20 protein-coding genes and 1 other RNA gene are annotated in these 22821 nt (G+C 69.9%); 6 read left to right on the forward strand and 15 right to left on the reverse strand.

Translation table 11 applies throughout. The features are described 5' to 3' along the window. Positions 1-107 precede the first annotated feature (107 nt). Positions 108-1541, forward strand: coding sequence for an NADP-dependent phosphogluconate dehydrogenase (gndA, locus tag GA0111570_RS09245; RefSeq protein WP_092609708.1), 1434 nt, complete (start codon positions 108-110; stop codon positions 1539-1541). A gap of 132 nt (positions 1542-1673) precedes the next feature. On the opposite strand, the gene hpf is transcribed toward gndA, so the two are convergent. Continuing rightward, positions 1674-2312, reverse strand: a complete 639-nt coding sequence (hpf, locus tag GA0111570_RS09250) for a ribosome hibernation-promoting factor, HPF/YfiA family (protein WP_092609711.1) — start codon at positions 2310-2312, stop codon at positions 1674-1676. Between the two features lie 332 nt (positions 2313-2644). On the opposite strand from hpf, the gene GA0111570_RS09255 reads away from it, so the two are divergent. Genes GA0111570_RS09255 through GA0111570_RS09265 form a run of 3 tightly spaced genes read left to right on the forward strand, consistent with a single transcriptional unit; the run spans position 2645 to position 6047 of the window. Next, positions 2645-3991, forward strand: a complete 1347-nt coding sequence (locus GA0111570_RS09255; RefSeq protein ID WP_092609714.1) for an ammonium transporter — start codon at positions 2645-2647, stop codon at positions 3989-3991. Continuing rightward, complete coding sequence (locus GA0111570_RS09260) at positions 3988-4326, forward strand: P-II family nitrogen regulator (protein ID WP_092609717.1); 339 nt, start codon at positions 3988-3990, stop codon at positions 4324-4326. The genes GA0111570_RS09255 and GA0111570_RS09260 overlap by 4 nt, the downstream gene beginning before the upstream one ends. A 2-nt stretch (positions 4327-4328) precedes the next feature. Next, entirely contained in the window at positions 4329-6047 is a 1719-nt protein-coding gene (locus GA0111570_RS09265; RefSeq protein WP_092609720.1) for an HD domain-containing protein, read from the forward strand. On the opposite strand, the gene GA0111570_RS09270 is transcribed toward GA0111570_RS09265, so the two are convergent. From GA0111570_RS09270 to prfB, 14 genes are all read right to left on the reverse strand, one after another. Continuing rightward, positions 6016-6759 (reverse strand): ComF family protein, encoded by a 744-nt coding sequence (locus GA0111570_RS09270; protein ID WP_092609723.1) that lies wholly within the window; start codon positions 6757-6759, stop codon positions 6016-6018. The genes GA0111570_RS09265 and GA0111570_RS09270 overlap by 32 nt on opposite strands. A 102-nt stretch (positions 6760-6861) precedes the next feature. Beyond that, positions 6862-8622, reverse strand: a complete 1761-nt coding sequence (locus tag GA0111570_RS09275) for an LpqB family beta-propeller domain-containing protein (RefSeq protein ID WP_092609726.1) — start codon at positions 8620-8622, stop codon at positions 6862-6864. After that, positions 8619-10277, reverse strand: coding sequence for an MtrAB system histidine kinase MtrB (gene mtrB, locus GA0111570_RS09280; RefSeq protein ID WP_175557421.1), 1659 nt, complete (start codon positions 10275-10277; stop codon positions 8619-8621). Before mtrB ends, GA0111570_RS09275 begins: the two co-directional genes overlap by 4 nt. 4 nt (positions 10278-10281) lie before the next feature. After that, positions 10282-10968 carry an MtrAB system response regulator MtrA gene (gene mtrA, locus GA0111570_RS09285; protein WP_092610220.1) on the reverse strand — a complete coding sequence of 229 codons (687 nt, stop codon included), beginning with the start codon at positions 10966-10968 and terminating at the stop codon, positions 10282-10284. 125 nt (positions 10969-11093) lie between these two features. Next, complete coding sequence (locus tag GA0111570_RS09290; RefSeq protein WP_245703103.1) at positions 11094-11660, reverse strand: YqgE/AlgH family protein; 567 nt, start codon at positions 11658-11660, stop codon at positions 11094-11096. A 19-nt stretch (positions 11661-11679) separates the two neighbouring features. Continuing rightward, a complete protein-coding gene (locus tag GA0111570_RS09295; protein ID WP_092609732.1) occupies positions 11680-12690 on the reverse strand; it encodes a TlpA family protein disulfide reductase in 1011 nt (336 codons plus the stop codon). A 145-nt stretch (positions 12691-12835) separates the two neighbouring features. Continuing rightward, positions 12836-13204: a transfer-messenger RNA gene (gene ssrA, locus GA0111570_RS09300) on the reverse strand. A gap of 104 nt (positions 13205-13308) precedes the next feature. Next, positions 13309-13941 (reverse strand): DUF1707 and DUF4870 domain-containing protein, encoded by a 633-nt coding sequence (locus tag GA0111570_RS09305; protein ID WP_092609735.1) that lies wholly within the window; start codon positions 13939-13941, stop codon positions 13309-13311. Positions 13942-14013: 72 nt separating this feature from the next. After that, positions 14014-15873, reverse strand: a complete 1860-nt coding sequence (locus tag GA0111570_RS17325) for a DUF2207 domain-containing protein (protein WP_175557422.1) — start codon at positions 15871-15873, stop codon at positions 14014-14016. Beyond that, positions 15870-16346, reverse strand: a complete 477-nt coding sequence (gene smpB / locus GA0111570_RS09315) for an SsrA-binding protein SmpB (protein WP_092609738.1) — start codon at positions 16344-16346, stop codon at positions 15870-15872. The genes GA0111570_RS17325 and smpB overlap by 4 nt, the downstream gene beginning before the upstream one ends. A 102-nt stretch (positions 16347-16448) precedes the next feature. Continuing rightward, entirely contained in the window at positions 16449-17816 is a 1368-nt protein-coding gene (locus tag GA0111570_RS09320) for a M23 family metallopeptidase (RefSeq protein WP_139283201.1), read from the reverse strand. Positions 17817-17898: 82 nt separating this feature from the next. Further along, positions 17899-18807 carry a permease-like cell division protein FtsX gene (gene ftsX, locus GA0111570_RS09325; protein ID WP_217634095.1) on the reverse strand — a complete coding sequence of 303 codons (909 nt, stop codon included), beginning with the start codon at positions 18805-18807 and terminating at the stop codon, positions 17899-17901. A gap of 12 nt (positions 18808-18819) precedes the next feature. After that, entirely contained in the window at positions 18820-19509 is a 690-nt protein-coding gene (gene ftsE / locus GA0111570_RS09330) for a cell division ATP-binding protein FtsE (RefSeq protein ID WP_092609747.1), read from the reverse strand. 150 nt (positions 19510-19659) lie between these two features. Then, the gene (gene prfB, locus GA0111570_RS09335) at positions 19660-20775 is read right to left on the reverse strand and encodes a peptide chain release factor 2 (RefSeq protein WP_092609750.1); all 1116 of its coding nucleotides are present in this window, start codon (positions 20773-20775) and stop codon (positions 19660-19662) included. A gap of 66 nt (positions 20776-20841) precedes the next feature. Between prfB and GA0111570_RS09340 the strand changes: the two genes are divergently transcribed. Next, on the forward strand, positions 20842-21558 hold the full coding sequence (locus GA0111570_RS09340; protein WP_092609752.1) for a Type 1 glutamine amidotransferase-like domain-containing protein: 717 nt from the start codon (positions 20842-20844) through the stop codon (positions 21556-21558). A 163-nt stretch (positions 21559-21721) separates the two neighbouring features. Then, a complete protein-coding gene (locus tag GA0111570_RS09345; RefSeq protein ID WP_245703105.1) occupies positions 21722-22810 on the forward strand; it encodes a sugar ABC transporter substrate-binding protein in 1089 nt (362 codons plus the stop codon). Positions 22811-22821: the final 11 nt, after the last annotated feature.

Raw genomic sequence — 22821 nt, forward strand, 5'->3', positions numbered from 1 at the left:
CGGCATGATCGGGTGCAGGACTCCCAGCCGGCGGCTGTGGACGCCCCTCCCTACCTCGCGCGCAGGTCGCGCCTCGCCCCATAGGAACGCAACGAAAGGCATCACCCATGAGTGAACTCGCAAGCATCGGCGTCGTCGGTATGGCGGTGATGGGCTCCAACCTCGCTCGCAACTTCGCCAACCACGGGCACAAGGTCGCGATCTTCAACCGTAGCTACGAGAAGACCGAGCACGTGATGTCCAAGTACGGCGAGGAGACCGGCTTCATCGCGGCGAAGACGCCCGAGGAGCTCGTCGCCAGCCTGGAGAAGCCCCGCCGGATCATGATGATGGTCAAGGCCGGTGCGGCCACCGATGCCACCATCGACACCTTCGCCCCGCTGCTCGAGGACGGCGACATCCTGATCGACGGCGGCAACGCCTTCTACAAGGACACCCAGCGCCGCGAGATCGCCCTGCGCGACCAGGGCATCCACTTCGTGGGCGTCGGCGTCTCCGGCGGCGAGGAGGGTGCCCTCAACGGCCCGTCCATCATGCCCGGCGGCTCCGCCCACTCGTACGAGTTCCTCGGCCCGCTGCTGGAGGACATCTCCGCCAAGTACAACGGCGAGCCGTGCTGCACCTACATCGGCACCGACGGCGCCGGCCACTTCGTCAAGATGGTCCACAACGGCATCGAGTACTCCGACATGCAGGGCATCGGCGAGGCCTTCGCCCTGCTGCGCGCCGCCGGCCTGACCGTCCCGGAGATCTCCGACATCTTCCGCGAGTGGAACACCGGTGAACTGGACTCCTACCTGATCGAGATCACCTCCGAGGTGCTCGACCAGGTCGACGCCAAGACCGGCCAGCCGCTGATCGACGTCATCGTCGACGCCGCCGGCCAGAAGGGCACCGGCTCCTGGACCGCACAGATCGCCCTCGAGCTCGGCGTGGACCTGAACGCCATCGCCGAGTCCGTCTTCGCCCGCTCGGTCTCCTCCGCCCCCGAGCTGCGCAAGGCCCTCCAGCCGCTGCTGCAGGGTCCGGACCAGACCATCAAGGTCGAGGACCGGGACGCCTTCGTCGAGGACGTCCGCCAGGCGCTGTGGGCCTCGAAGGTCGTCGCCTACTCGCAGGGCCTGGACCTGATCCGGGTCGGCGCGCAGGAGTACGGCTGGGACATCGATGTCGCCGCGGTCGCCAAGATCTGGCGGGCCGGCTGCATCATCCGGGCCAAGCTGCTGGACCGCATCTCCAACGAGTACGCCGCCAACAGCCTGACCAACCTGCTGGAGGCCCCCTCGCTGGTGGAGGACATGGGCAACGTGCAGGCCGGGTGGCGCCGTACGCTCACCCGGGCGATCGAGGCCGGCGTCGCGGCGCCGGTGTTCTCCTCGGCCCTGGCCTACTACGACAGCGCCCGCTCGCCGCGCCTGCCCGCGTTCCTGATCCAGGGCCAGCGTGACTTCTTCGGCGCGCACACCTACAAGCGGATCGACGAGGACGGCACCTTCCACACCGAGTGGTCCGCCGACCGGTCCGAGACCAAGATCAGCTGATCCCGGTCACGACCCCGCAGCACTGACGCCGCACCACTGACCCCGCTGCACAGACAGGGGGCCGGCCCCTTCCGGGACCGGCCCCCTGTTCTCTGCTTTCGGGCCATCACGACCCGCGGTGGGCGGCTGGGGTCAGCCGACCTTCTCCGCAACGTTCTCCCCGTCGAGGCGGAGCACGCCGTAGCTGTATCCCTTTCGTCGGTAGACCACGCTCGCGACGCCGGCGTCGGCGTCCTGGAAGAGGAAGAAATCGTGGCCGACCAGTTCCATCTGGTCGAGTGCCTGTGCCAGGGTCATCGGGGTCGTCGGGTGCGACTTCTCGCGCACCACCAGGGGTCCGTCACCGGTGACCTCGATACCGGCCACGTTGTGCGTCTCGGACTCTCCGCCCTCGTCGGCCGGCGCCAGCGACAGCTCCGGCAGCTCCGCGGCGGCCTCGTGCAGGGCGGTGGGACGGTGGCGTCCGTGGTGCACCTTGCGACGGTCGGAGGCCCGGCGCAGCTGGGCGCGCAACCGGTCCATCGCCATCTCGAAGGACGCGAACCTGTCCGCGTCGGACGCCTCGGCGCGTACGACGGGCCCTCTCGAGAGGAGGGTGATCTCCGTTCGGTAGGTCTGGTTGGGCTGCTTCTCGGTTCCGTACGCCGAGAGCTGGACGTCCACCCGGATCACGCGATCCCGCAGGCGTTCGATCTTCCCGATCTTGTCCAGCACGTGCAGCCTGTAATCCTCGGGCACCTTGGTGTGCCGGCCAGTGACGTTCACGTCCATGGCAACCTCCAATTTCCACAACGGCCGACTGCCCGTCTGCTGACAGGCTCCGGATCGGCCCCTGACATGTGAAAGACACCGCGTATCCCCTCGCTGGTTGCCAGGACCCGTGGGTCCTGCCGTCCGGATGCTCGGGATACCGGTGCCATGCACCCACGCTACCCGTGACCCCGATCCCCCACCAGCGCGTTGCCCCAAGTCATATGTTTCGACAGCTTCCTGACATGATCACGACCATCCCGAAACCGAAACGCAACACATCGGTCCGACCGCTCACGGGGCTGTAACACGAGGACCGGTCCGCGGAAACAGACGCCGGATTGACTATCGGCATGACCAACGTGATCGATACCGGCGACACCGCCTGGGTGCTGATGAGCGCTGCGCTCGTGTTGCTGATGACCGTACCCGGACTGGCCCTGTTCTACGGCGGCATGACCCGTACGAAGAACACCCTGAACATGATGATGATGTCCTTCTCGGCGCTGGCGGTTGTAGCGGTGCTGTGGGTCCTCTTCGGCTACTCGATGAGCTTCGGCAACTCGATCGGGGGCGCCGGGCTCCTCGGCAATCCCCTCGAGTTCCTCGGCCTGCGCGGGCTGATGTCACAGTCGGCGGTCTCGGGCACGGTGCCCAGCCTCGCCTTCGTGGTCTTCCAGGCGGCGTTCGCCGTGATCGCGCCGGCACTGATCTCCGGTGCTGTCGCCGACCGGATGAAGTTCAGCGCCTGGCTGGTGTTCATGGTCGCGTGGGTGGTGCTGGTCTACTTCCCCGTGGCGCACTGGGTGTTCGCCTTCAGCTCCTCCGACGGCTCGGTGGTCGGCGGCTGGATCGCCAACCAGCTGAAGGCGATCGACTTCGCGGGTGGCACCGCCATCCACATCAATGCCGGCGCCGCGGGCCTGGCCCTCGCACTGGTGCTGGGACGCCGCCAGGGCTTCGGCAAGGTGCCGATGCGACCGAACAACCTGGTCTCGGTGATGACCGGCTCCGCCCTGCTCTTCTTCGGCTGGTTCGGCTTCAACGCCGGTTCGGCTCTGGGCGCCAACTGGATCGCCTCCACCGCCTTCGTCAACACCCTCGGCGCGGCTGCAGCAGCCGTGATCGGTTGGCTCATCGTGGAGCGTGTCCGCGACGGACACGCGACCACCCTGGGTGCCGCCTCGGGTCTGGTCGCCGGACTCGTCGGCATCACGCCGGCGGCCCACTCGGTCTCCCCGATCGGCGCGCTCGCCATCGGTGTGCTCGCGGGGGCCATCTGTGCCCTCGCCGTACCGCTGAAGTTCCGCTTCGGCTACGACGACTCGCTCGACGTCGTCGGTGTCCATCTCGTCGGTGGTCTGGTCGGCACCCTGCTGATCGGCCTGTTGGCGGCCCCGAGCTCGCCGGCCGGTGTCGCCGGTCTCTTCTACGGCGGCGGACTGGGCCAGCTCGGACGCCAGGCCGTCGGATCGTTCGCGGTGCTGGTCTACTCCTTCGTCGTCGCGCTCGTCATCGCCCTGGCCATCAAGGCCACCATGGGCCTGCGCGTCAGCGATGACATCGAACGGGCCGGCCTCGACATCGCCATCCACGCCGAGCAGGCGTACGATCTCACCGCCGCGACGAGCGGGACGACCCTCCCGCACGGCTCGAACCTCCCCAGCGCCGGCATCATCTCCAAGGAGCACAAGGCATGAAGCTCGTCACCGCCATCATCAAGCCCCACCGCCTCGACGACGTCAAGGAAGCCCTGCTCGCGATCGGGATCACCGGAATGACGGTCTCCGAGGTCGCCGGCTACGGTCGCCAGCGCGGCCACAGCGAGGTCTACCGCGGCGCCGAGTACGTCGTCGACTTCGTCCCGAAGATCCGCCTCGAGGTGCTCGTGGACGACGCCGATGTCGAGCGCGTCCTCGAGACCGTCACCACCCAGGCCAGCACCGGCAAGATCGGTGACGGCAAGGCCTGGATCACCCCGGTCGACGAGGTGGTCCGGGTCCGGACCGGCGAACGAGGCGTCGACGCCCTGTGACCATGGTCACCACCACCTCCTCCATCCGCGCCGACAGGCTCCGGATCGCCGGCGCCCCGCAGCCTTCGGGCCGGGGCGCCGGCGCCCTGTCCCGGGCCCACGTCACCGCGCTGACGGAGCACTGGCTGCACGACCTGTGGGTCGCGGCCACCACTGGGCATGCCGACCCGATCCAGACCGGACCGGGGATCGCGCTGGCCTGCGCTGGGAGCCTGGCCCGGCGCGAGTCCGGACCGCTCAGTGACCTCGACCTCGAGCTGCTGCTCGACGAGCGCTGCACCCTCGAGCCCGAGCAGGTGTCGCTGCTGGCCGAGCGCCTGTGGTACCCGCTGTGGGACAGCCGTCTCGGCCTGGACCACGCGGTGCGCACGGTCGAGGAGTCGAGGAGCACCGCCCGGGCCGACCTGGCCACCGCCGCGGCTGCGCTGGACGTCCGCTGCATCGCCGGCGACGACCGGGTGGTCAGCCGGTTGCGGTCGGTGCTGGCCGCCGACTGGCGTACGGATGCCCGGCGCCGGCTGCCGGAGCTCGAGGAGTCGATCCGGGAACGCCACGCCCGCAACGGTGACGTCGACCAGACCCTCGATCCCGACCTGAAGGAGGGCGAGGGCGGGCTGCGCGACATGACCCTGCTGCGTGCCCTCGCCGCCTCGTGGCTGGCCGACTACGCCCACGACCAGGCGGACCTCGCCCACCACGTCCTGCTCGACACCCGGGACGCCCTGCAGGTCGCCACCGGGCGGCCGCGCAACAAGCTGGTCCTGGAGGAGCACGACGCGGTCGCCGCCAGGCTCGGCGTCGACACCGAGGAGATGCTGCGGCGGGTCTCGCAGGCCGGCCGCACGGTGGCCCGGGAACTCCAGCAGACCATGCGACGGGCGCTGCGTGCCCGCGCGCCGAGGGTCGGACCCTCCGTCCGACGCCCCGACCTGCGCCCGCTGGGCGACGGTGCGTACGTACACGAGGGCGAGGTGGTGCTCGGCCGCGGGGCCGACCTCGACGATCCGCTGCTGCCGCTCGCGCTGGCCCGGCACGCGGCGACCCTCGACCTGCCGCTCTCCCCCGTCACCGCCCGCAACCTGGCCACCCAGGTGCCCGACCTGCCCCGTCCCTGGCCGGCGGAGGCACGGGCCGCCCTGGTCGCCCTGCTGGCCAGCGGACGGCCCCTGCTCGTCGTCTGGGACACCCTGGACGATGCCGGCCTGATCGGCCGCTGGATCCCGGCCTGGGAGGCCATCAGGTCGCGCCACCAGCGCAACTCGGTGCACCGCTGGACCGTCGACCGGCACTCGCTGGAGTGCGTCGCCATCGCCTCCGAGCTGGTCGACCGGGTCGCGCGCCCCGATCTGCTGCTGCTGGCCGCGCTGCTGCACGACGTCGGCAAGGTGGCAGGGGCCGGTGACCACAGCATCGTGGGGGCGGAGATCGCCGCGACGACACTGGCGGACCTCGGCGCCGATCCCGAGACGACCGCGACCGTGGTGCGGCTCGTCCGCGAGCACCTGGCCCTTTCCCTGCTCGCGGCCCGTGCCGACAGCAGCGACCCCGCGGCCGTGGCACAGTTGTGCGCCGCCGTCGACGAGGACCCGGACCAGCTCGACCTGCTCGCCGCCCTCACCGAAGCCGACTCCCGGGCCACCGGGGCCGGGGTCTGGAGTGTCTGGCGGGCCGAGCGTTCCCAGCTGTTCGTCACCGCTGCCCGTCGCCGGCTGGCGCGCTGAGGGTCCGGTCCGCCTGCCGCGGCGTCGCGGCGACCGTGGCGGCGCCCAGCACGCGTACGCCGCACTGCCGCAGCACCCGGGCCAGCTCGGCCATCGTCGCGCCCGTGGTGATCACGTCGTCCACCAGTACGGTGGCTGCGCCCAGGTCCGCGCGCCCGGGGCGTACGACCAGGTGTCCCCGCAGGTTGGCCAGGCGCGCCTCCGCCCCCAGGCCGGCCTGGTCCTCGGTGCGGCGGGCCATCGTGACCGTACGACGGCTGCTGACCTGCAGCCCGGTGGCAGCACCCACCCGGCAGGCTGCCAGCGCGGCGACCCTGGCCGTCACGTCACTGCCCCGCTTGAGCACGGCCGACCGTCGGGACGGGGCGGGCACCAGTACGACGGCGCCGGGCCGCCACAGCCCGTCCTCCAGGCAGCGGTGCAGCAGGGCCAGCACCGACAGTGCAAGGCGGTCGGCGAGCAGCCCGGCGAGCGCCCATGCCGAGGCCTCCTTGTAGCGGTGGACGATGCCGCGGACCGGTCCGGCGTAGGGAGCCGAGGCCACCGTCATGGGAAGCCCCTGCGGGGTGGGCCGGGGCCGTACGATCCTGGGGCCGTAGGCCTCGAACCAGACCCGGCAAGCGGGGCAGACCAGGGCCCCGGGCCGGCCGCACCCGGCGCAGGTGCGCCCGAGCAGCAGGTCCGCCGCCGCATCCGCGATCGATCCCCCCATGGGGCGAGGGTGGGCCGTGCCACCCCGATCGCGGCAGCCCGGCTGTCCAGGTGTGGAGAACCCCGGCGGTCCGGGCCGGTCGGTGGACGGAGAGGCGGACGGTCAGCCCGGATAGGCGGCAGCGGTGACGTTGCGGGAGACCTGCGGCCAGGTGAAGTCGTCCTCGTAGCGCCAGGCCCGGCCCTGGTCGCCGACGATGACCATCCGGGTCGTCCCGGGGTTGGCGAGCGTGGCGATCCCGGTCGCCTGCCAGCGGTCCGCCTGGCCGATCTGTGCCACGGTGATCGCGTTCGGGTCCAGCCGGTAGGGGCTCGGCTGGGTCGCCTCCTCCGTGGTCGCCAGCACCACGAGTTGTCCCGGACCGATCCAGCCGACGTCGCTGATCCCGGTCAGTTCGGTCTGGGCGGTGGTGACCAAGGGCACGACCCGGAGGCCGTCGACGTGGATCCTGCCGTCCTGGCGGCCGATCCGGGCCTGGGCGAGGTGACTGCGGCCCCCACTCTCGATCACCAGTGCCAGCCGGACACCGTCCGGGGAGAGCCGGAAGGCGGTGATCCGGTCGGCCGGCGGGATGTCGGCCGACACCTCGCGCACCTGGCCGTCGACGACGACCTGGATCCGCTGTTCCCCCGGCGCGCCGGAAACCAGCCACAGCTCCCCGGTACGGGCATACTGGGGACGCAGGAGCTGCCTGAAGCCGGAGAAGTCGAAGGTGCTGTCGCCGGTGGCCAGGTCGACCCCGGTGACCCTGGTCGCCCCAGCGGTGACCACCGCGACGGCGTCACCAGCCGCGGTGACGGCGAGTCCCTCGGGCCCCTGACCCGCCTGCCCGAAGATCCCGGCGATGGGGGCGGCGGGAGCTGTCGGATCGCCCTGGTCGATGCGCACCACGCGCCCCTCGGACACGGCGAACAAGTGGTTGTCCAGGACGGAGGGCACTGCGGACAGGGTGGGCAGCGCGCCGATCGGGACGACCCCGCCCTGGTCCGCCAGGTCGCCGACCGGGTAGTCCGTGCCGTCGTGCAGGAAACGTACGCCCTTCACGGTCGGTAGCTGTCCCAGGGTCCAGGTGACCTGGCCGACGAGCAGCCGACGCTGCTGCTGGTCCAGGGCGCCGATCTCCCCCGCGAGGTCCACCTTCGCCACGCCCGACCCGTCGACCGAGACGGGGGCATTGAGGCGGCCACCCCCGGGCAGTGCACTGTGCACCACCGGTGCGATCCAGTCACCGGGCCCGGCCATCAGGGCGTCCACCAGCGTGGTGGCGGACACCCGGCCCTGGGCCATGGAGACGGGGTCGGGGACGAGGAACTGGCCACCGGGCTCGGGCCAGTAGAGGTTGAGGTGCTGGAAGAAGTTCTCGAAGACGAACTGGGACACCAGCAGGCCCTGCGGCGGCCGGGCGATCCGCCACTGGCCGTCGGCCCCGCGTTGCAGGCCGAAGTCGGTACTGATCTTGTCGGTCACCGGCGTGTAGGCGTTGCGCGTGTCGATCCGCCCGACGACGGGGGCGTCGAGGACGACCGCGCCGTTGGACTCGGTCGGGGCGTGTCCGTCGGCATACACCGTTACGCCGGAGGCCGGCTGCCAGGTCTCCCGTACGGCGGGTGCCAGGTAGAGCCGGGCGGTGGAGTAGTCGGGCTCGTAGGCGGCCATCGCCTGCAGGAACCCCTCCACGACCTGGCGCGGGGAGGCATCGGTGACCGGGGGCTGGGGGGCGATCTCGACCTGGGAGCTGGGGCGCGTGGTGGTCTGGTCGGCCCGGATGACCGGACCGGTCCGCGGGATCGCGACACAGCCGGCCAGGGTGAGTGTGAGGGCCAGCGCGGCGACGACGCGCAGCAGCCGGACCCGGGTGGTCACGCCGCACCGTCGCCGGCAGGACCCTCGGACGGCAGGCGGCCGCCGCCCAGGGCCTGGGCCTCGAGGATGTCGCGTGGCACCACGGGCAGCGGCGGTACCTCGACCACCCCGCCGGGGGTCCGGGGGATGGTCAGGCGGAACTGCGCGCCCTGGCCGGGGCGCCCCCAGGCGTTCAGCGTGCCGCCGTGCAAGCGGGCGTCCTCCATCGAGATGGCCAGGCCGAGGCCCGTCCCGCCCACCGTGCGGGCCCGGGAGGGGTCGCCGCGCCAGAACCGGTGGAAGACCATCCGGGCCTGCTCGGCCTCGAAACCGACGCCGTGGTCGCGGACGGTGATGGCGGCCGCCCGCTCGTCGCCGAGCACGGTGATGTCGATCGGCCGGGACTCGCCGTGCTCGATGGCGTTCGTGATGAGGTTGCGCATGATCCGCTGGATCCGGCGCGAGTCCGCCTCCACGTACGTGGGGCCCTCGGCATGAACCAGGATCGGGGTGTCCTTGCTCTCGGCGAGCGCGTGCTGGGCCTCGACCTCGGCCTCGACCACCTCGACGAGGTCGATCGTGGCGGTGGTGAGCACCGCGGCCCCGGCGTCGAAGCGGCTGATCTCCAGCAGGTCGTCCAGCAGCGAGGCGAAGCGGTCGAGCTCGTTGTGCAGCAGCTCGGTCGAGCGCCGCGTCGCGGGGTCGAAGTCGTCGCGGGCCTCGTAGATGAAGTCGCCGGCCATCCGCACGGTGGTCAGGGGGGTACGCAACTCGTGGGAGACATCGGAGACGAACTGCTGCTGGACCTGGGAGAGGTTCTCCAGCTGGCTGATCCGGGTCTGCAGCTCGGAGGCCATATTGTTCATCGAGGCGGCCAGGCGGGCGACGTCGTCGCTGCCACGGACCACCATCCGGTCGGCCATGTTGCCGGAGGCCAATGCCTCGGCGGCCTCCCGGGCGGCCCGGACCGGTATGACGACCTGCCGGGCGATTGAGGCGGAGATCAGCCCCAGCGCGACGACCAGGATGGCCCAGGTGGTGATCACCGCGCCGCGGAGCACCTGCAGGGTCTCCTGCTCCTGGGACATCGGGAAGACCAGGTAGACGGGGAACCTGCCCGCGCCGGGGGCGTTGAGGGCGGAGCCGACCACCCAGCCGGCCTCGGTCCGTCCGTCGGTGTAGACGATCTGGGTGGAGGCGGCCCAGATGCCGGTTGCGCTGCCGACCTGCGTCGCCAGGGACGCCGGCACCGACTCCGGTTCCATCGAGCCGGAGCGGAAGCTGGAGACCGAGCCCTGGACCAGGACGTGGTACTGGCCACCGACCGCCCCGCGCTGGTCGAGGTCGATGGCGATCTTGCTGAGTATCTCGTTGACGTTTCCGGCGGCCAGGTCGCCGGTGTACATCTGGGCCTGGGCGCTGTCGAAGGCGATCTCGGCCTCGGCCATCGCGGCCCGTCGCTTGCCGCTCACCACGCCGTCGGCCGCCTGCTGCATGAGCAGGAACCCGGCCAGCACCAGCACGACGGTGGTTGCAAGCACGGTGGTGACGACCACCCGCAGTGGCAGCGAGCCGCGCCACACCGCCTGCGGGTGGCGGAAGAAGCGAGCAAGGGCGTCGCCCATCGGCCGCCACCAGTGGCGGCGCCGGCCGGCGACCACCCCGGCGACGCTCATCGGGTCAGCCCACCTGCTGGTCGACGGCGCCCGCCTTGTAGCCGACCCCTCGGACCGTCACCACGATCTGCGGGTGCTCCGGGTCCTTCTCGATCTTGGAGCGCAGGCGTTGGACGTGGACGTTGACCAGGCGGGTATCGGCCGCATGGCGGTAGCCCCAGACCTGCTCCAGCAGCACCTCGCGGCTGAACACCTGGCGGGGCTTGCGCGCCAGGGCGAGCAGCAAGTCAAACTCGAGCGGGGTCAGGGCGATCTCGGTGGTGCCCCGGCGGACCGAGTGCGCCTCGACGCTGATCACCAGGTCACCGATGGCCAGGGTCTCCTGGGCGGACTCGGCGGGCAGCCGGCGCAACCGGGTGCGCACCCGCGCGATCAACTCCTTGGCCTTGAACGGCTTGGCGATGTAGTCGTCGGCGCCGGCCTCGAGGCCCGCGACCACGTCGGTGGTGTCGCTCTTCGCGGTCAGCATCACCACCGGGACGTCCGACTCGGCACGGATCTCGCGGCAGATCTGGACGCCGTCCTTGCCGGGCAGCATCACGTCGAGCAGCACCAGGTCGGGCTGGACCTCCCGCAGCAGGTCCATCGCCGTGTCTCCACGGCCGCACCAAGCGGTCTCGAACCCCTCCTGCTGGAGCACGAGCTGCAGCATCTCCGCCAGCGCGGCGTCGTCGTCCACCACGAGGATCATGGCCCGCGAGGCGGGTCGGGCACCGTTCGGCACAGTGTTGTACTCCTTGTCTGGCTCGGCCTGCCCATCCTAGCCGTCCGTCCGGGCTCCGCCCCCTCCTGACCAACCGGGGCGGCGCCACGAGCTCAGTTCAGGTGGGGGGAGTCGGTCCAGGTCGCGTACAACGCGAGCTCACCGCCCTGGCGCCGCAGCACCTCGCGCCACAGGTTCCAGGGCGACTTGCCGAAGATGTCGGTGTACGTGGAGGGCAGGACGTACCACAGCCCCCGGCCGATCTCGGTCTCCAGCTGCCAGGGGGACCACCCTGCGTACCCGGCGAAGATCCGGATGTCGTCGTACGCCCCGCGGACCAGCTCGACGGGGGTGTCCAGGTGCAGCAGGCCGATCCGGTCCGAGACCTGCCGCCAGCCCGGAGGCTCCTCCTCGATGTCCGAGACACTTGCCAGGCAGACGGCCCCCTCGGGCAGTACCGGGCCGCCACGGTAGAGCACGCGGGGAACGCTGACGATGTCGGCCCAGTCGGGCAGGACGCGCTCCAGGGCCAGGTCGGCGCGCTTGTTCAGCACCACTCCCAGCGCACCGTCGTCATCGGCATCGATCAGGTAGATCACCGTCTGCTCGAAGAAGCCGCCGTCGCGCACATCGACGGAGGAGACCAGCAGGTCTCCTCGTTGCGGTCGCAGAACCTCCACGGACCCATTGTGGCCCCGCTCAGAAGGACTCGGCCGCACCTTCAAGCTGTTCGGCGATCTCCACGTAGAACTCGCGCACTGCCGGTGCCCCGAGCACCGGGCCACCGGCGAGGAGGCCATCGGCGCCCAGCAGGACCGCCCCCGGGGTTCCCCGGACCTCGAGCGCCGCCGCGGCCGCACCGTCCTGGTCGACCAGGGCGGTTTCCACCCAGACGGGAGTCCCCGGCGAGTCGATCCAGTTGCTGTGCACGACCGGGCGCACGGTGATCGGCAGGTCCCGCTCCCGCCAGCGGGGCAGGTCCCGGGCGATGCCGAGGCAGGAGCCGCAGCCCGGGGACAGGAAGACGAGCAGCTGCGCCCCGCCGGCGACGATGCCGCGGAGGTTGACGCTGTGGCCGTCCGGATCGAGCATCTCCACGTCCGGGATCTCGGACCGGACGTACTCCTCCAGGTCGTCCTCCCCCTCCGGCAGGGCTGGGAGCGGGGCCGGGCCGGCCTCGGCGCCGGCCGGGGCAGCCGTGGTGGACGAGGTCGCCAGGTAGGTCACCGCGACGGCGAGCAGGGCACCTGCGAGCCATCCCCAGACAGTCGCGTCGGCCAGCCGGCCCAGCACCGAGCCGCCGAGGGCAGCGTCGACGAGTGCCACTGCGGCGGCCAGGGCGAGGACGACGTTGCGGGCCAGGGTGCGGCCCGAGACCGGTGCGCTGTCATCGGCACCGAAGCACCCGCACGAGACGGGCTCCGGGGCCCGGAGCGCCACGACGACCAGGACGAGGTAGGCCGCGACCAGGGCCGCGCCACCGACGACGAACAGCAGGTTCCACGGAGCCGGGACCAGGATCATGCCCAGGCCCAGCACCAGCTCCGCCACGGGATGCCACCGACGGACGAAGGCGGAGTTGATCCACTCCGGCAGGCCGGCCCCGGCGAAGGCCGTGTCGTCGAGGTCGGGGTGGCGCCACTTGCCGACGGCGGCCACGACGAGCGTGACCGCGACCACCAGATGGGCGAGGACGAGGGAATCGAGCACGCAGTGATCCTACGGTGCGGGCCCGACGGAACGATCAGCGCGATGGAACGCCCACTACGTGGGAACGCTCGGCACCGGGGAGGCTTGGACCCGGCGAAACGCGAACAGGCGCCCCGCGGATGCGGGACGCCTGTTCGTCAACAAGGGGTGGAGATGCGGGGAATCGAACCCCGGTCCATGAAAGGCAGCTCAGACATTCTCCGGGCGCATCTGGCTAGGCGTTCTACTCGGCTCCCACCCTCACGCCAGCAAGTGGTGGACGAGCCCAGTCACAGTAAATGTCCCCATCACGCCCTGTGACGCAAGGCGATAGGTGAGTTTCCTTGATTAGGCCAGGCACCGGGTCGGAAACACTCCCGGGCTGACCCTTCGATCACTGCTCAGGCAGCGAGAGCGAAGTCAGTGCGCTTATTGTTGGCACTTATTGGTTTCCAGGGGGCATTAACGAGTTGACCCTGGATCCTCGGCCCGCTTCTCCTGGGACAACACTCCCATGTCGAAACCGATCATCCCCTGTTGAGTTGTGCGCGGTGCCGATACCCCTGAGGGACCGGTTGACCACGCCGACACCCAGTGTAACGCATCGGACCAGGCGTCCATTCCCGCTCGGCTCAGGCGTCAGCGGCCCAGCCGCTTGGGCTCCGGCTTGGACAGGATCCGGAACGGCACGAGCTTCAGCACCGGGTTCTCCCACGGCTCCCCGGTCGCGGCCTTGACGCCCCCGACGACGGTGAGCACGAACCAGGTCAGCGCCACGATCCCCGCCACGAAGCCCAACGGGTCCGCAATGGCGGCAAGGATGCCGCCGGCGATCATGCCGCCGGTGCTGATCAGGGTGAAGTCGAACGCGCTCGCGGCCTGGCGCTTGGCCTCCGATCCCTCGGGAGCGACGACGTAGCCGATCAGCGGACCGAAGATCCAGGTGAAGAGGGCCGAGAAGTGGCTGAACGCACCGATGCCACGCCCGGCGACGTCCTGGGTGCGAGCCCCGACCAGCGGGGCGTACGCCGGATGGATCCCGAGGGCCTGTGACGGCTGGGAGGGCTGTACCAGTCCGTAGAAGGCCAGGTTGAGGTCCTTGCGGGTGCGGGCCGTGAAGACCTGGTCGAGCCGCTGGTCCAGCTCGCTCTCGGTGAGCCGGCCGTCGGCGTAGGCACGCTGCAGCCAGTCCACGGCACGGTCCCGTTGCTCGTCCGAGACGAGGAGGTTGAGACTGGGGTGTTCGTACGCCGGGTTCATGCCTTCAACCATGCCACCAGCCACACAACGGACCAATCGGGCTCAGCCCTGACTCCGCCCCTGAAGAACACCCGGGAAACCGGATCACCAGGAGCCGCCGCCACCGCCGCCACCACCGCCGCCGGCGAAGCCACCGCCGCCGCCGAAGGCGCTTCCCCCGCTGCCGAAGCCGGTACCCGAGCCCGACAGGTCCACCGGCGGGGGTCCCACTGTCGTGCCGACCGCGTCGGCGAACCCGACCCAGGAGAACGTCTGCAGGTAGAACGGCCCGACGAACCAGTCAGGGTGGACCTCTGGCAGCCGGCCGGCTTCGACGAGCTGCTCACAGACCCTGGCCCACCGGTCCGCCAGCCCGAAGCTGATCGCCCACGGCAGGTACTTCGAGAAGATGTCCTCCCCCTCCTCGAAGCGGATCTGGTCGGCCTCGGCCGTCGCGAGGTATTCGCGGAACCCCTCGCCCTGGTCGGTGAGGGCGCGTCCCAGGGCCGTACGCTGCCCGCGCTGGAGCAGGCGCCGGACCACCAGTACCGCGATCACGATCGGGACCAGCGGCAGCAGCAGGACCATGTTGCCCAGGATGCCGGTGCTCATCAGGAACGAGCTCAGCACCACCAGGCCGAAGATGCCCCGGCTGAAGCCGGGGACATGGATCCGGCGACCACCCGCCGGGACGTGGGTGAACCAGCCGTAGGACTCCACCTCGCGTCGCAGCGAGGCGACCATGGAGTCGTGCGCGGCCGTCAGCTCCCCCGCGGTGCCGAGCTGGACGGACCGGCCGGGACGTCCACCCGGGAAGAGGGTGTCGACGAGCACCGCCTCGTGCTGGGACCGGACGGCGAGCGGATCGACCAGGGTGACCACGTACCCGCTCTCCGCATCCCCGGAGAGCTTCAGCACGCCGTGCACGGCCATGTCGACGAGGGTGGCCGCGGTCTCCCGCGGTTCCAGCTTGCCGTCCATCAGCAGTCCCGCCTCTGCCACCGAGATGGGCGGCGGGCTGAACGAGACCGGGACCTGGATGCCACGGGGCGACGGGCCGACCCGCCCCTCCTGGCCACGTGGGGGAACGACGCCCGGTGGGAGGTCGACGTAGCGCTTGTCCCGTCGCGAGCGAACCAGGAGGGCGCCGCCGACCGCGGCCACCAGCGCACTCGCCCCGGTCAGGCCGGCGGCGGTGGTGACCTGGCGCTGCTGCTGTGCCTGGGCGCTGGGAACGATGATCGGCTTGTTGTCACTGATCAGGCCGGACCTGATCTTCGCAGAGACGGTGAGCCCTTCACCCGGCTGGACGGTCCGCTGCCTGACCTGCACGACCCCATCGGTGAGGGTGGAGCTGTCGCAGCGGGTCGTGCTCTTCGGCGGGCCCACGTAGCAGGCCACGTCCGTGGCGCCCTGGGGGACCGTGACGCTGACGGCGACGTCATTGAGGGGCGCCTGCCACTCGAAGCCGGTGGCATCCCAGTAGAACTCGTCGTACGCACTCTGGCTGCGCAGTGCCCCGCGCATGGTGTAGTTGAGCACGTACGTCGCGGTGGGGGCACTGATCGTCCGGTTGGGGTCGCCGATGCGGATCCGCAGGTACTCGGTCCGTGGCTGGCTTGCCGTGACCGGGGAGGTGCTGTACTGGGCCGGCGCGTCCGGGCTCGAGACCCTGATGTTGCTGTACTCGTACGAGACGTCCTTGCTGGTGTCGTTGCTCTCCGGCTCGCGGGTGACGAGGTAGCGGTCGATGCCGTGCCGGCCCGAGGAGGTCCCGAAGCGGTAGACGAGGCGCTCGGTGACGTCGACGGTGCCGTCGGTGCGGACCACGTAGTCGATCGCGAAGGAGTCGACCTGGTCGCCGGCGGCATGTGCCGGCGTGGCGAGGCCGGGGGCAACCACGGCCAGCAGGACGAACAGGGCGGCGAGCACCCCGCCGAGGCGACCGGAGCAGCGGCGCTTCATCGACGGCCCTTGCGACGGGCGGACAGTACGCGTTCGGTCTCGCGGCGGGCATCGCGCTCGGCCAGGGACTGGCGCTTGTCCCATTCCTTCTTGCCGGTGGCCACACCGACCTCGACCTTGGCGTAGCCGTCCTTGAAGTAGATCTTCAGGGGGATCAGGGTGGTGCCCGAGCCGTTGAGGTCGCGTTCGAGCCGGTCGATCTCCTTGCGGTTCAGCAGCAACTTGCGGGTGCGCCGTGCCGAGTGGTTGGTCCAGGTGCCGTGGCTGTACTCGGGGATGTTGGCCTGGCGCAGCCAGACCTCGCCGTCGTCGACGGTCGCGAAGGAGTCGACGATCGACGCGCGGCCCTCCCGCAGCGACTTGACCTCGGTGCCCTGGAGCACGATGCCGGCCTCGTACGTCTGGTGGATCGTGTAGTCGTGCCGCGCCTTCTTGTTCTGCGCCACGAGTTTCGTGCCGGTCTCCTTCGCCATGGCGCCATCATCCCAGAGACCACAAACGGCGCGCCGGTCGGTCCGGCGCGCCGCTCGCTGTGCGGGGAATCTGCTCGTTCGGGGTTGTCTGTCGACGCCGGGTCAGAGGACCGTCTGCGGGTTCACCATCTGCCCGTTGCGCCAGACCATGAAGTGCAGGTGGCAGCCGGTCGAGTAGCCGGTGGTGCCTACGTACCCGATGACCTGGCCCTGCTTGACCGTCTGGCCGACCGAGACGTTGTAGCGGGACAGGTGGTTGTAGGCGGTGGTGGTGCGCTTGCCACCGAGGGTCCCGTGGTCGATGAACAGCCGGTTGCCGTAGCCGGCGTTGTAGTAGCGCTGGCTGACCCTGCCGTTCGCGACCGCACGGATCGGGGTGCCGCAGGCGGCACCGAAGTCGGTGCCGTCGTGCAGCTTGTAGATCTTGGTGATCGGGTGCACCCGCATGCCGTACACGGACGTGATCGGGGCGCCCGCGACGGGCATGATCAGCCCGGCCCAGGACTGCCTGTTGGTGACCTTGGCGGCCGACGAGCTGGTCTTCGTGCCCGCGGACACGTTGGATGAGGTGACTGCCGGCGCGGCCGGCTTCGCCGCACTGGCGGCCTTGGCCGCCTCGGCGGCGGCCTGGGCGGCAGCCGCCTCGCGAGCCTTTCGGTCCGCCTCCGCCTTGGCCTCGGCGGCCTTGGCTGCTGCCTCGTCACGGGCGACGATGTCGGCGTTGACCTTCTCGCGCTCCGTACTGAGCTGCTCGTACGCCTTCTTGTCCGCGTCCACCTGTTCCTGGGCGGCCTGCTGGGCGCTCTTGTTCGCCGCGACGGCCGCGGACACCGAGGCCTGCTGCTGGGCCTCGGCGGCCTCCAGCTCCTTCAGCGAGGCGAGCACCTGGGCCGCGGCATCCTTCTGCGCGGCGACCTTCTGCTGCGCCTCGACCTTGGCCGCCCGGGCCGTCTCGAGGGTGGTCTGCATCTCGTTCAACCGGTCCAGCTGGGCCTGGTTGGTGTCCATCATGGTCGTCGACAACTGGATGCGGGTCTGCAACCCCGCGGAGGAGCCCTGCCCGACGAGGAGAGCGACCCCCATCAGGTTGTGCTGGCGCTGGTACTGCTCGCGGGCGATCCCGCCGATCATGGCCCGCTGCCCGGCGATCGCCCGTTCTCCGGCGGCCACGGCCGCCTCGGCGGTGGCCAGTTCCGCCTCCGCGTCGACGAGCGAGGCGGCCAGTCGCGCATCCTCGGCCTTCGCCCCCGCGACCTCGTCGCGGGTCCGGGCCAGGGTCGCCTCGGCTGCGGACAGCTGGCCCTGGGACGTCTCCAGTCGCGCCACGGCATCCTGCAGGGCCTGGCTCGACTCCCCCATCGACGACGAGGCGGTGTCGATCTGGCTGGAGAGCTCCTGCTTGCGATCGTCCAGCTGGTCCGCCGAGGCCGGGATGGCGTACCCCAGACCCAGCGCAGCGACGATACTCACGGCGGCCATACGGATGGCCAATCGTCGTCGTGGTGTCGTGGTCATTGTCGTTCCCCTGTCCCTCAGCATGTGGGTCCCCCGATCACACGCGGAGGTGTTTGTTGGTGGCGATCAATGTCGGAATAATAGAAAGCACGACCGCCACCCCGGCAAGTCCGGCAATGGCGATACCCGCCTCCGTCCATCCGATCCAGGGCAAAGTCTGGATCGAGACTTCAGCATTACGGACGACCAGCGAGTACATTCCGGCGACCAGCGTGGCTGCCGCCAGGAGGGCACCGACCAGCCCTGCGAGCAGCGTCTCGAGGACGAACGGCATGGTGATGTAGGTGTTCGACGCGCCGACCAGCCGCATGATGCTGATCTCCCTGCGCCTGGCGAACACCGCCAGCCGGATGGTATTGCCGATCTGCAGCGCGGCCGCCAGGAGCAGCAGCGCACTGGTCCCGATGGCCACCCACTGGGCCGTACGCAACCACTGGAAGAGCGGGTCGAGCACCTCCCGCAGGTCCTGGACCGCCTGCACCCCGGGCATCCCCGCGACGTCGTTGACCACGCCCTGGTACTGCTGCGGGTCGACCAACTTGACCCGGAACGACTCCTGCATCTGGTCGACGGTCAGCGAGTCACGGATCGGGCTGTCCTTGTAGGAGGCCACGAAGTCGTCGTACGCCTGCTGCTTGGACTCGGCGAAGACCTGGCTGACCTGCGGGTTGGCGTGCAGGGCAGCCTCCACCGTGGCCCGCTGCTGGGGGGTGATCCCCTGGCCCGGCGTGCAGTTGTCCCCCGCCGTGTCAGGGGTGCACAGGAAGATCGAGATCTCGACCTTGTCGTACCAGCGCCCCTTCATCAGCTCGATCTGCTGGGCCGCGAGCAGGCCGCCCCCGAACAGGACGAGTGAGACCCACATGGTGACGATGATCGCGACCATCATCGAGGCGTTGCGATGGACCCCGGTCCAGGTCTCCGAAAGAATATGACGGAATCTCATTCCCACCCCTCCTCAGGCCTGGTAGCCGTACGTGCCCTTGCCCTGGTCGCGGACCAGGTCACCGTTGACGAGCTCCACCACGCGCTTGCGCATCTGGTCGACGATCGTCGAGTCGTGCGTGGCCATCACCACCGTCGTCCCCTGGCGGTTGATCCGGTCGAGGACCTTCATGATGCCCACGCTGGTGGCGGGGTCCAGGTTGCCGGTCGGCTCGTCCGCGATCAGGATCATCGGACGGTTGACCACCGCGCGGGCGATCGCCACGCGCTGCTGCTCGCCTCCGGAGAGCTCGTCGACCAGGCGGTCCCCCTTGTCCGCCAGCCCGACCAGTTCCAGCGTCTCCGGCACCATCGACCGGATGTCCCGCCGGGAGTAGCCGGTGACCTGCAGGGCGAAGGCGACGTTCCCCCACACGGTCTTGCCCGGTAGCAGCCGGAAGTCCTGGAACACGGTCCCGATCTGGCGACGCAACTTGGGCACCCGCCAGGACGGCAGGTTGGAGATGTCACCGCCATCGACGAAGACGCTCCCCCGGGTGGGCCGCAGCTCGCGCAGCACCAGTCGGATGAACGTGGACTTGCCCGAGCCGGAGCGACCGACCAGGAAGGCGAACTCGCCCCTGTCGATCTCGAGGGTGATGTTCCTCAGGGCTGCCCGGGGTTGTCCCGGGTACTTCTTGCTGACGTTGTCAAAGCGAATCATGGGAGGAGGGCCGACTGGAGGATGGGGAAGTGCCGGTTGGCATACCGGTGCTCACTGGGGGGACGTACACGGCCCACGGTGAGTCTAAGCACAGCGGGCCCCGCCACCCGGACATCACCCTCCCCCCGGCGCGTCACGCCGCAGGCGCCCCTAGCGCGCGGCGAGCTCCTGCTGCTTGCGCCAGCGGATGCCGGCGTCGACGAACTCGTCGATCGCGCCGTCGAAGACCGCCTCGGGGTTGCCGACCTCGCAGTCGGTGCGCAGGTCCTTGACCATCTGGTAGGGGTGCAGGACGTAGGAGCGCATCTGCGAGCCCCAGGAGTTGCCGCCGTCGCTCTTCAGGGCGTTCATCTCGGCCTCACGGTCCTTGCGGGCCTTCTCCAGCAGGCGGGCCTGGAGCACGCGCAGGGCGGCGGCCTTGTTCTGGATCTGCGACTTCTCGTTCTGGCAGGACACCACCAGGCCGGTCGGCAGGTGCGTGATGCGGACGGCGGAGTCGGTGGTGTTCACCGACTGGCCACCCGGGCCCGAGGAGCGGAAGACGTCCACCCGGATGTCCTGCTCGGGGATGTCGATGTGGTCGGTCTCCTCCACCACGGGCAGCACCTCGACGCCGGCGAACGACGTCTGGCGGCGTCCCTGGTTGTCGAACGGGGAGATCCGGACCAGCCGGTGGGTGCCCTGCTCGACCGAGAGGGTGCCGTAGGCGTACGGCGCCTTGACCTGGAACGTGGCCGACTTGATGCCCGCCTCCTCGGCGTACGAGATGTCGTAGACCTCGGTCGGGTAGCCGTGGCGCTCCGACCAGCGCAGGTACATGCGCATCAGCATCTCGGCGAAGTCGGCGGCATCGACGCCACCGGCCTCGGAGCGGATGGTGACGACCGCGTCGCGCTCGTCGTACTCCCCCGACAGCAGGGTGCGGACCTCGAGGGCGTCCAGCGTGGTCCGCAGGGAGGCGGCTTCCTGGACCGCGTCCTCGAGGACGGAGGCGTCGTTCTCCTCCTCGGCCAACTGGACCATGACCTGCAGGTCCTCGAGGCGCTGGCGCAGGCCGGTGAGCCGCTTCAGCTCCGCCTGCAGGAAGGACAGCCGGGAGGTGACGCGCTGGGCGTTCTCCTGGTCGTCCCACAGGTCGGGGGCCGACACCTGCTGCTCGAGGTCGGCGATCTCCGTCGCCATGGCGGCCGGGTCGGAAACGGACTCGATCTGCCCGAGGGCGCGATCGAGGGCCGTGATGGTCTCACTGATGTCTTCGGCTGCCACGAAGCAGGAGTCTATAACGTCCCGCCCCGCCCGCCGAGTGGAACGCCTGCGTGAGAAGCTGAGGCCATGACGACTCACATCGTGACCCTGGGTGGCGGGGGCTTCTCCGCGTCAGCCACGGGGGCAGCAACGAAGCTCGACAAGTACGTTGTCGACCTCGCCGGCAAGCCCAATCCCGTGGTGGCCTTCCTGCCGACCGCCTCCGCCGACGACCCGCGCTACGTCAACCGGTTCCTGACCGCGTACGGCGCCCTGGGGATCCGGCCGATCGTGGTGACCCTCTGGCAGGACGCGGCCCGGTCGGTCTCCCGGCTCGACGAGGCCGACGTCCTCGTCGTCGGTGGCGGCCTGACGGTGAACCTGCTGGCGCTGTGGGAGGCGCATGGGGTGTCGGCCAAGATCCGCCAACTGGTCGAGTCGGGCAAGGACCTCGTCATCGCCGGGTACGCGGCCGGCGGCGGTGCCTTCTTCGAGGGCTGCACCACCGACTCGTTCGGGCCGGTGATGGCCTGGCGGGGCGGCCTGGGGATCCTGCCCGGTTCCTTCTGCTCCCACTACCACTCCGAGGGCGACCGCGCCCCGATCTTCGCCGAGGCTGTCGGCGAGGGCTCCCTGCCCAGCGGCTACGGCGTCGACGACGGTGCGGCGATCGTCTGGGTGGACGCGAAGCCCAAGCACTTCCTGGCCGAGGACACCGAGGCCAAGGTGTACCGGGTCGAGGGCACCGAGGAGCCCACCTCGTCGGGTGTCTACATCACTGCCGAGCGGATGCGGGTGCTCTGAGCATCCGTCGGACAACCGGTGCGGGCCGGGTCGGGGCCAAGGGGCTGCGACCCGGCCCGCTTGTATTGCCCGAAGTGCTTCCCATCCAGTGGCGTATGGGCGGATGATCAGTCGAAGGGCCCATCGGGAGAACCCTGGGCCGTCGCACGATTGAGGAGTTCTCGTGAACACTCGATTCACCCGATTCGCGGCCGTCGCCGCTGCTGGTCTCTCCCTCGCCGTGATGGCAGGGTGCAGCGGGAACAAGACAACACCGACGCCCGCAGGCTCCACAGCGGCGAGTAGTGACGTCTCGGCCACCATCGCCCTCCTGCTCCCCGAGACGAAGACCACCCGGTACGAGACCTTCGACAAGCCGTACTTCGAGGCGGCCCTGAAGACCGAATGCCCGAAGTGCACCCTGATCTACAACAACGCCAACCAGGATGCGGCCAAGCAACAGCAGCAGGCAGAGTCGGCCATGACCCAGGGGGCGAAGGTCCTCGTGCTCGACGCGGTCGACGGCAAGTCGGCCCAGACGATCGTCAACGAGGCCAAGGCCAAGGGTGTCAAGGTCGTCGCGTACGACCGCTTCGTGGCCGGGTCCGACTACTACGTCTCCTTCGACAACCTGAAGGTCGGCGAACTGCAGGCCCAGACCCTGGTGGACATCCTGAAGAAGTCCGGGAAGACCAGCGGCGACCTGGTCATGATCAACGGCTCGCCGACGGACGCCAATGCCGCCGACTTCAAGAAGGGCGCACACAGCGTCCTCGACACGTCCGGCTTCACCATCAAGGCCGAGTACGACACCCCCGACTGGAGCCCTGACAAGGCCCAGGCCTGGATGGAGGGCGAACTCACCTCCGTCAGGTCCGGTCTCGTCGGTGTCTATGCGGCCAACGACGGCGTCGCCGGCGGTGCCATCACTGCCCTCAAGGCCGGCGGCGTGAACCCGATGGTCCCGGTCACCGGACAGGACGCGGAGATCACCGGCGTCCAGCGCGTGGTCGCCGGTGACCAGGCGATGACGGTCTACAAGGCGATCAAGCCCGAGGCCTCGGACGCGGCCAAGAACGCCGTGGCCCTGGCGAAGGGCACGGCCCCGACGTCCTCCACGACGAAGGACGGCGTGCCCGCCACCCTGCTGACCCCGGTCGCCGTGACCAAGGACAACATCAAGGACACGGTCGTCAAGGACGGCTTCTACACGATCGACCAGATCTGCACGTCGCAGTTCGCCTCCGCCTGCAGTGCGGCCGGCCTGAAGTAGGAATCGGAAGA

The sequence above is a fragment of the Raineyella antarctica genome (genome assembly GCF_900092135.1).
Taxonomy (GTDB): domain Bacteria; phylum Actinomycetota; class Actinomycetes; order Propionibacteriales; family Propionibacteriaceae; genus Raineyella; species Raineyella antarctica.

Excerpts from the sequence above, each read along its gene's own strand:
- GA0111570_RS09305 (WP_092609735.1), bottom strand. The coding sequence starts at position 13,941 with ATGGTTGAAGGCATGAACCCGGCGTACGAACACCCCAGTCTCAACCTC.
- mtrA (WP_092610220.1), bottom strand. The coding sequence starts at position 10,968 with ATGATCCTCGTGGTGGACGACGACGCCGCGCTGGCGGAGATGCTGCAG.
- GA0111570_RS09340 (WP_092609752.1), top strand. The coding sequence starts at position 20,842 with ATGACGACTCACATCGTGACCCTGGGTGGCGGGGGCTTCTCCGCGTCA.
- GA0111570_RS09265 (WP_092609720.1), top strand. The coding sequence starts at position 4,329 with ATGGTCACCACCACCTCCTCCATCCGCGCCGACAGGCTCCGGATCGCC.
- gndA (WP_092609708.1), top strand. The coding sequence starts at position 108 with ATGAGTGAACTCGCAAGCATCGGCGTCGTCGGTATGGCGGTGATGGGC.
- GA0111570_RS09260 (WP_092609717.1), top strand. The coding sequence starts at position 3,988 with ATGAAGCTCGTCACCGCCATCATCAAGCCCCACCGCCTCGACGACGTC.
- hpf (WP_092609711.1), bottom strand. The coding sequence starts at position 2,312 with ATGGACGTGAACGTCACTGGCCGGCACACCAAGGTGCCCGAGGATTAC.
- mtrB (WP_175557421.1), bottom strand. The coding sequence starts at position 10,277 with ATGAGCGTCGCCGGGGTGGTCGCCGGCCGGCGCCGCCACTGGTGGCGG.
- ftsE (WP_092609747.1), bottom strand. The coding sequence starts at position 19,509 with ATGATTCGCTTTGACAACGTCAGCAAGAAGTACCCGGGACAACCCCGG.
- smpB (WP_092609738.1), bottom strand. The coding sequence starts at position 16,346 with ATGGCGAAGGAGACCGGCACGAAACTCGTGGCGCAGAACAAGAAGGCG.
- ftsX (WP_217634095.1), bottom strand. The coding sequence starts at position 18,807 with ATGAGATTCCGTCATATTCTTTCGGAGACCTGGACCGGGGTCCATCGC.
- GA0111570_RS09255 (WP_092609714.1), top strand. The coding sequence starts at position 2,645 with ATGACCAACGTGATCGATACCGGCGACACCGCCTGGGTGCTGATGAGC.
- GA0111570_RS09270 (WP_092609723.1), bottom strand. The coding sequence starts at position 6,759 with ATGGGGGGATCGATCGCGGATGCGGCGGCGGACCTGCTGCTCGGGCGC.
- GA0111570_RS17325 (WP_175557422.1), bottom strand. The coding sequence starts at position 15,873 with ATGAAGCGCCGCTGCTCCGGTCGCCTCGGCGGGGTGCTCGCCGCCCTG.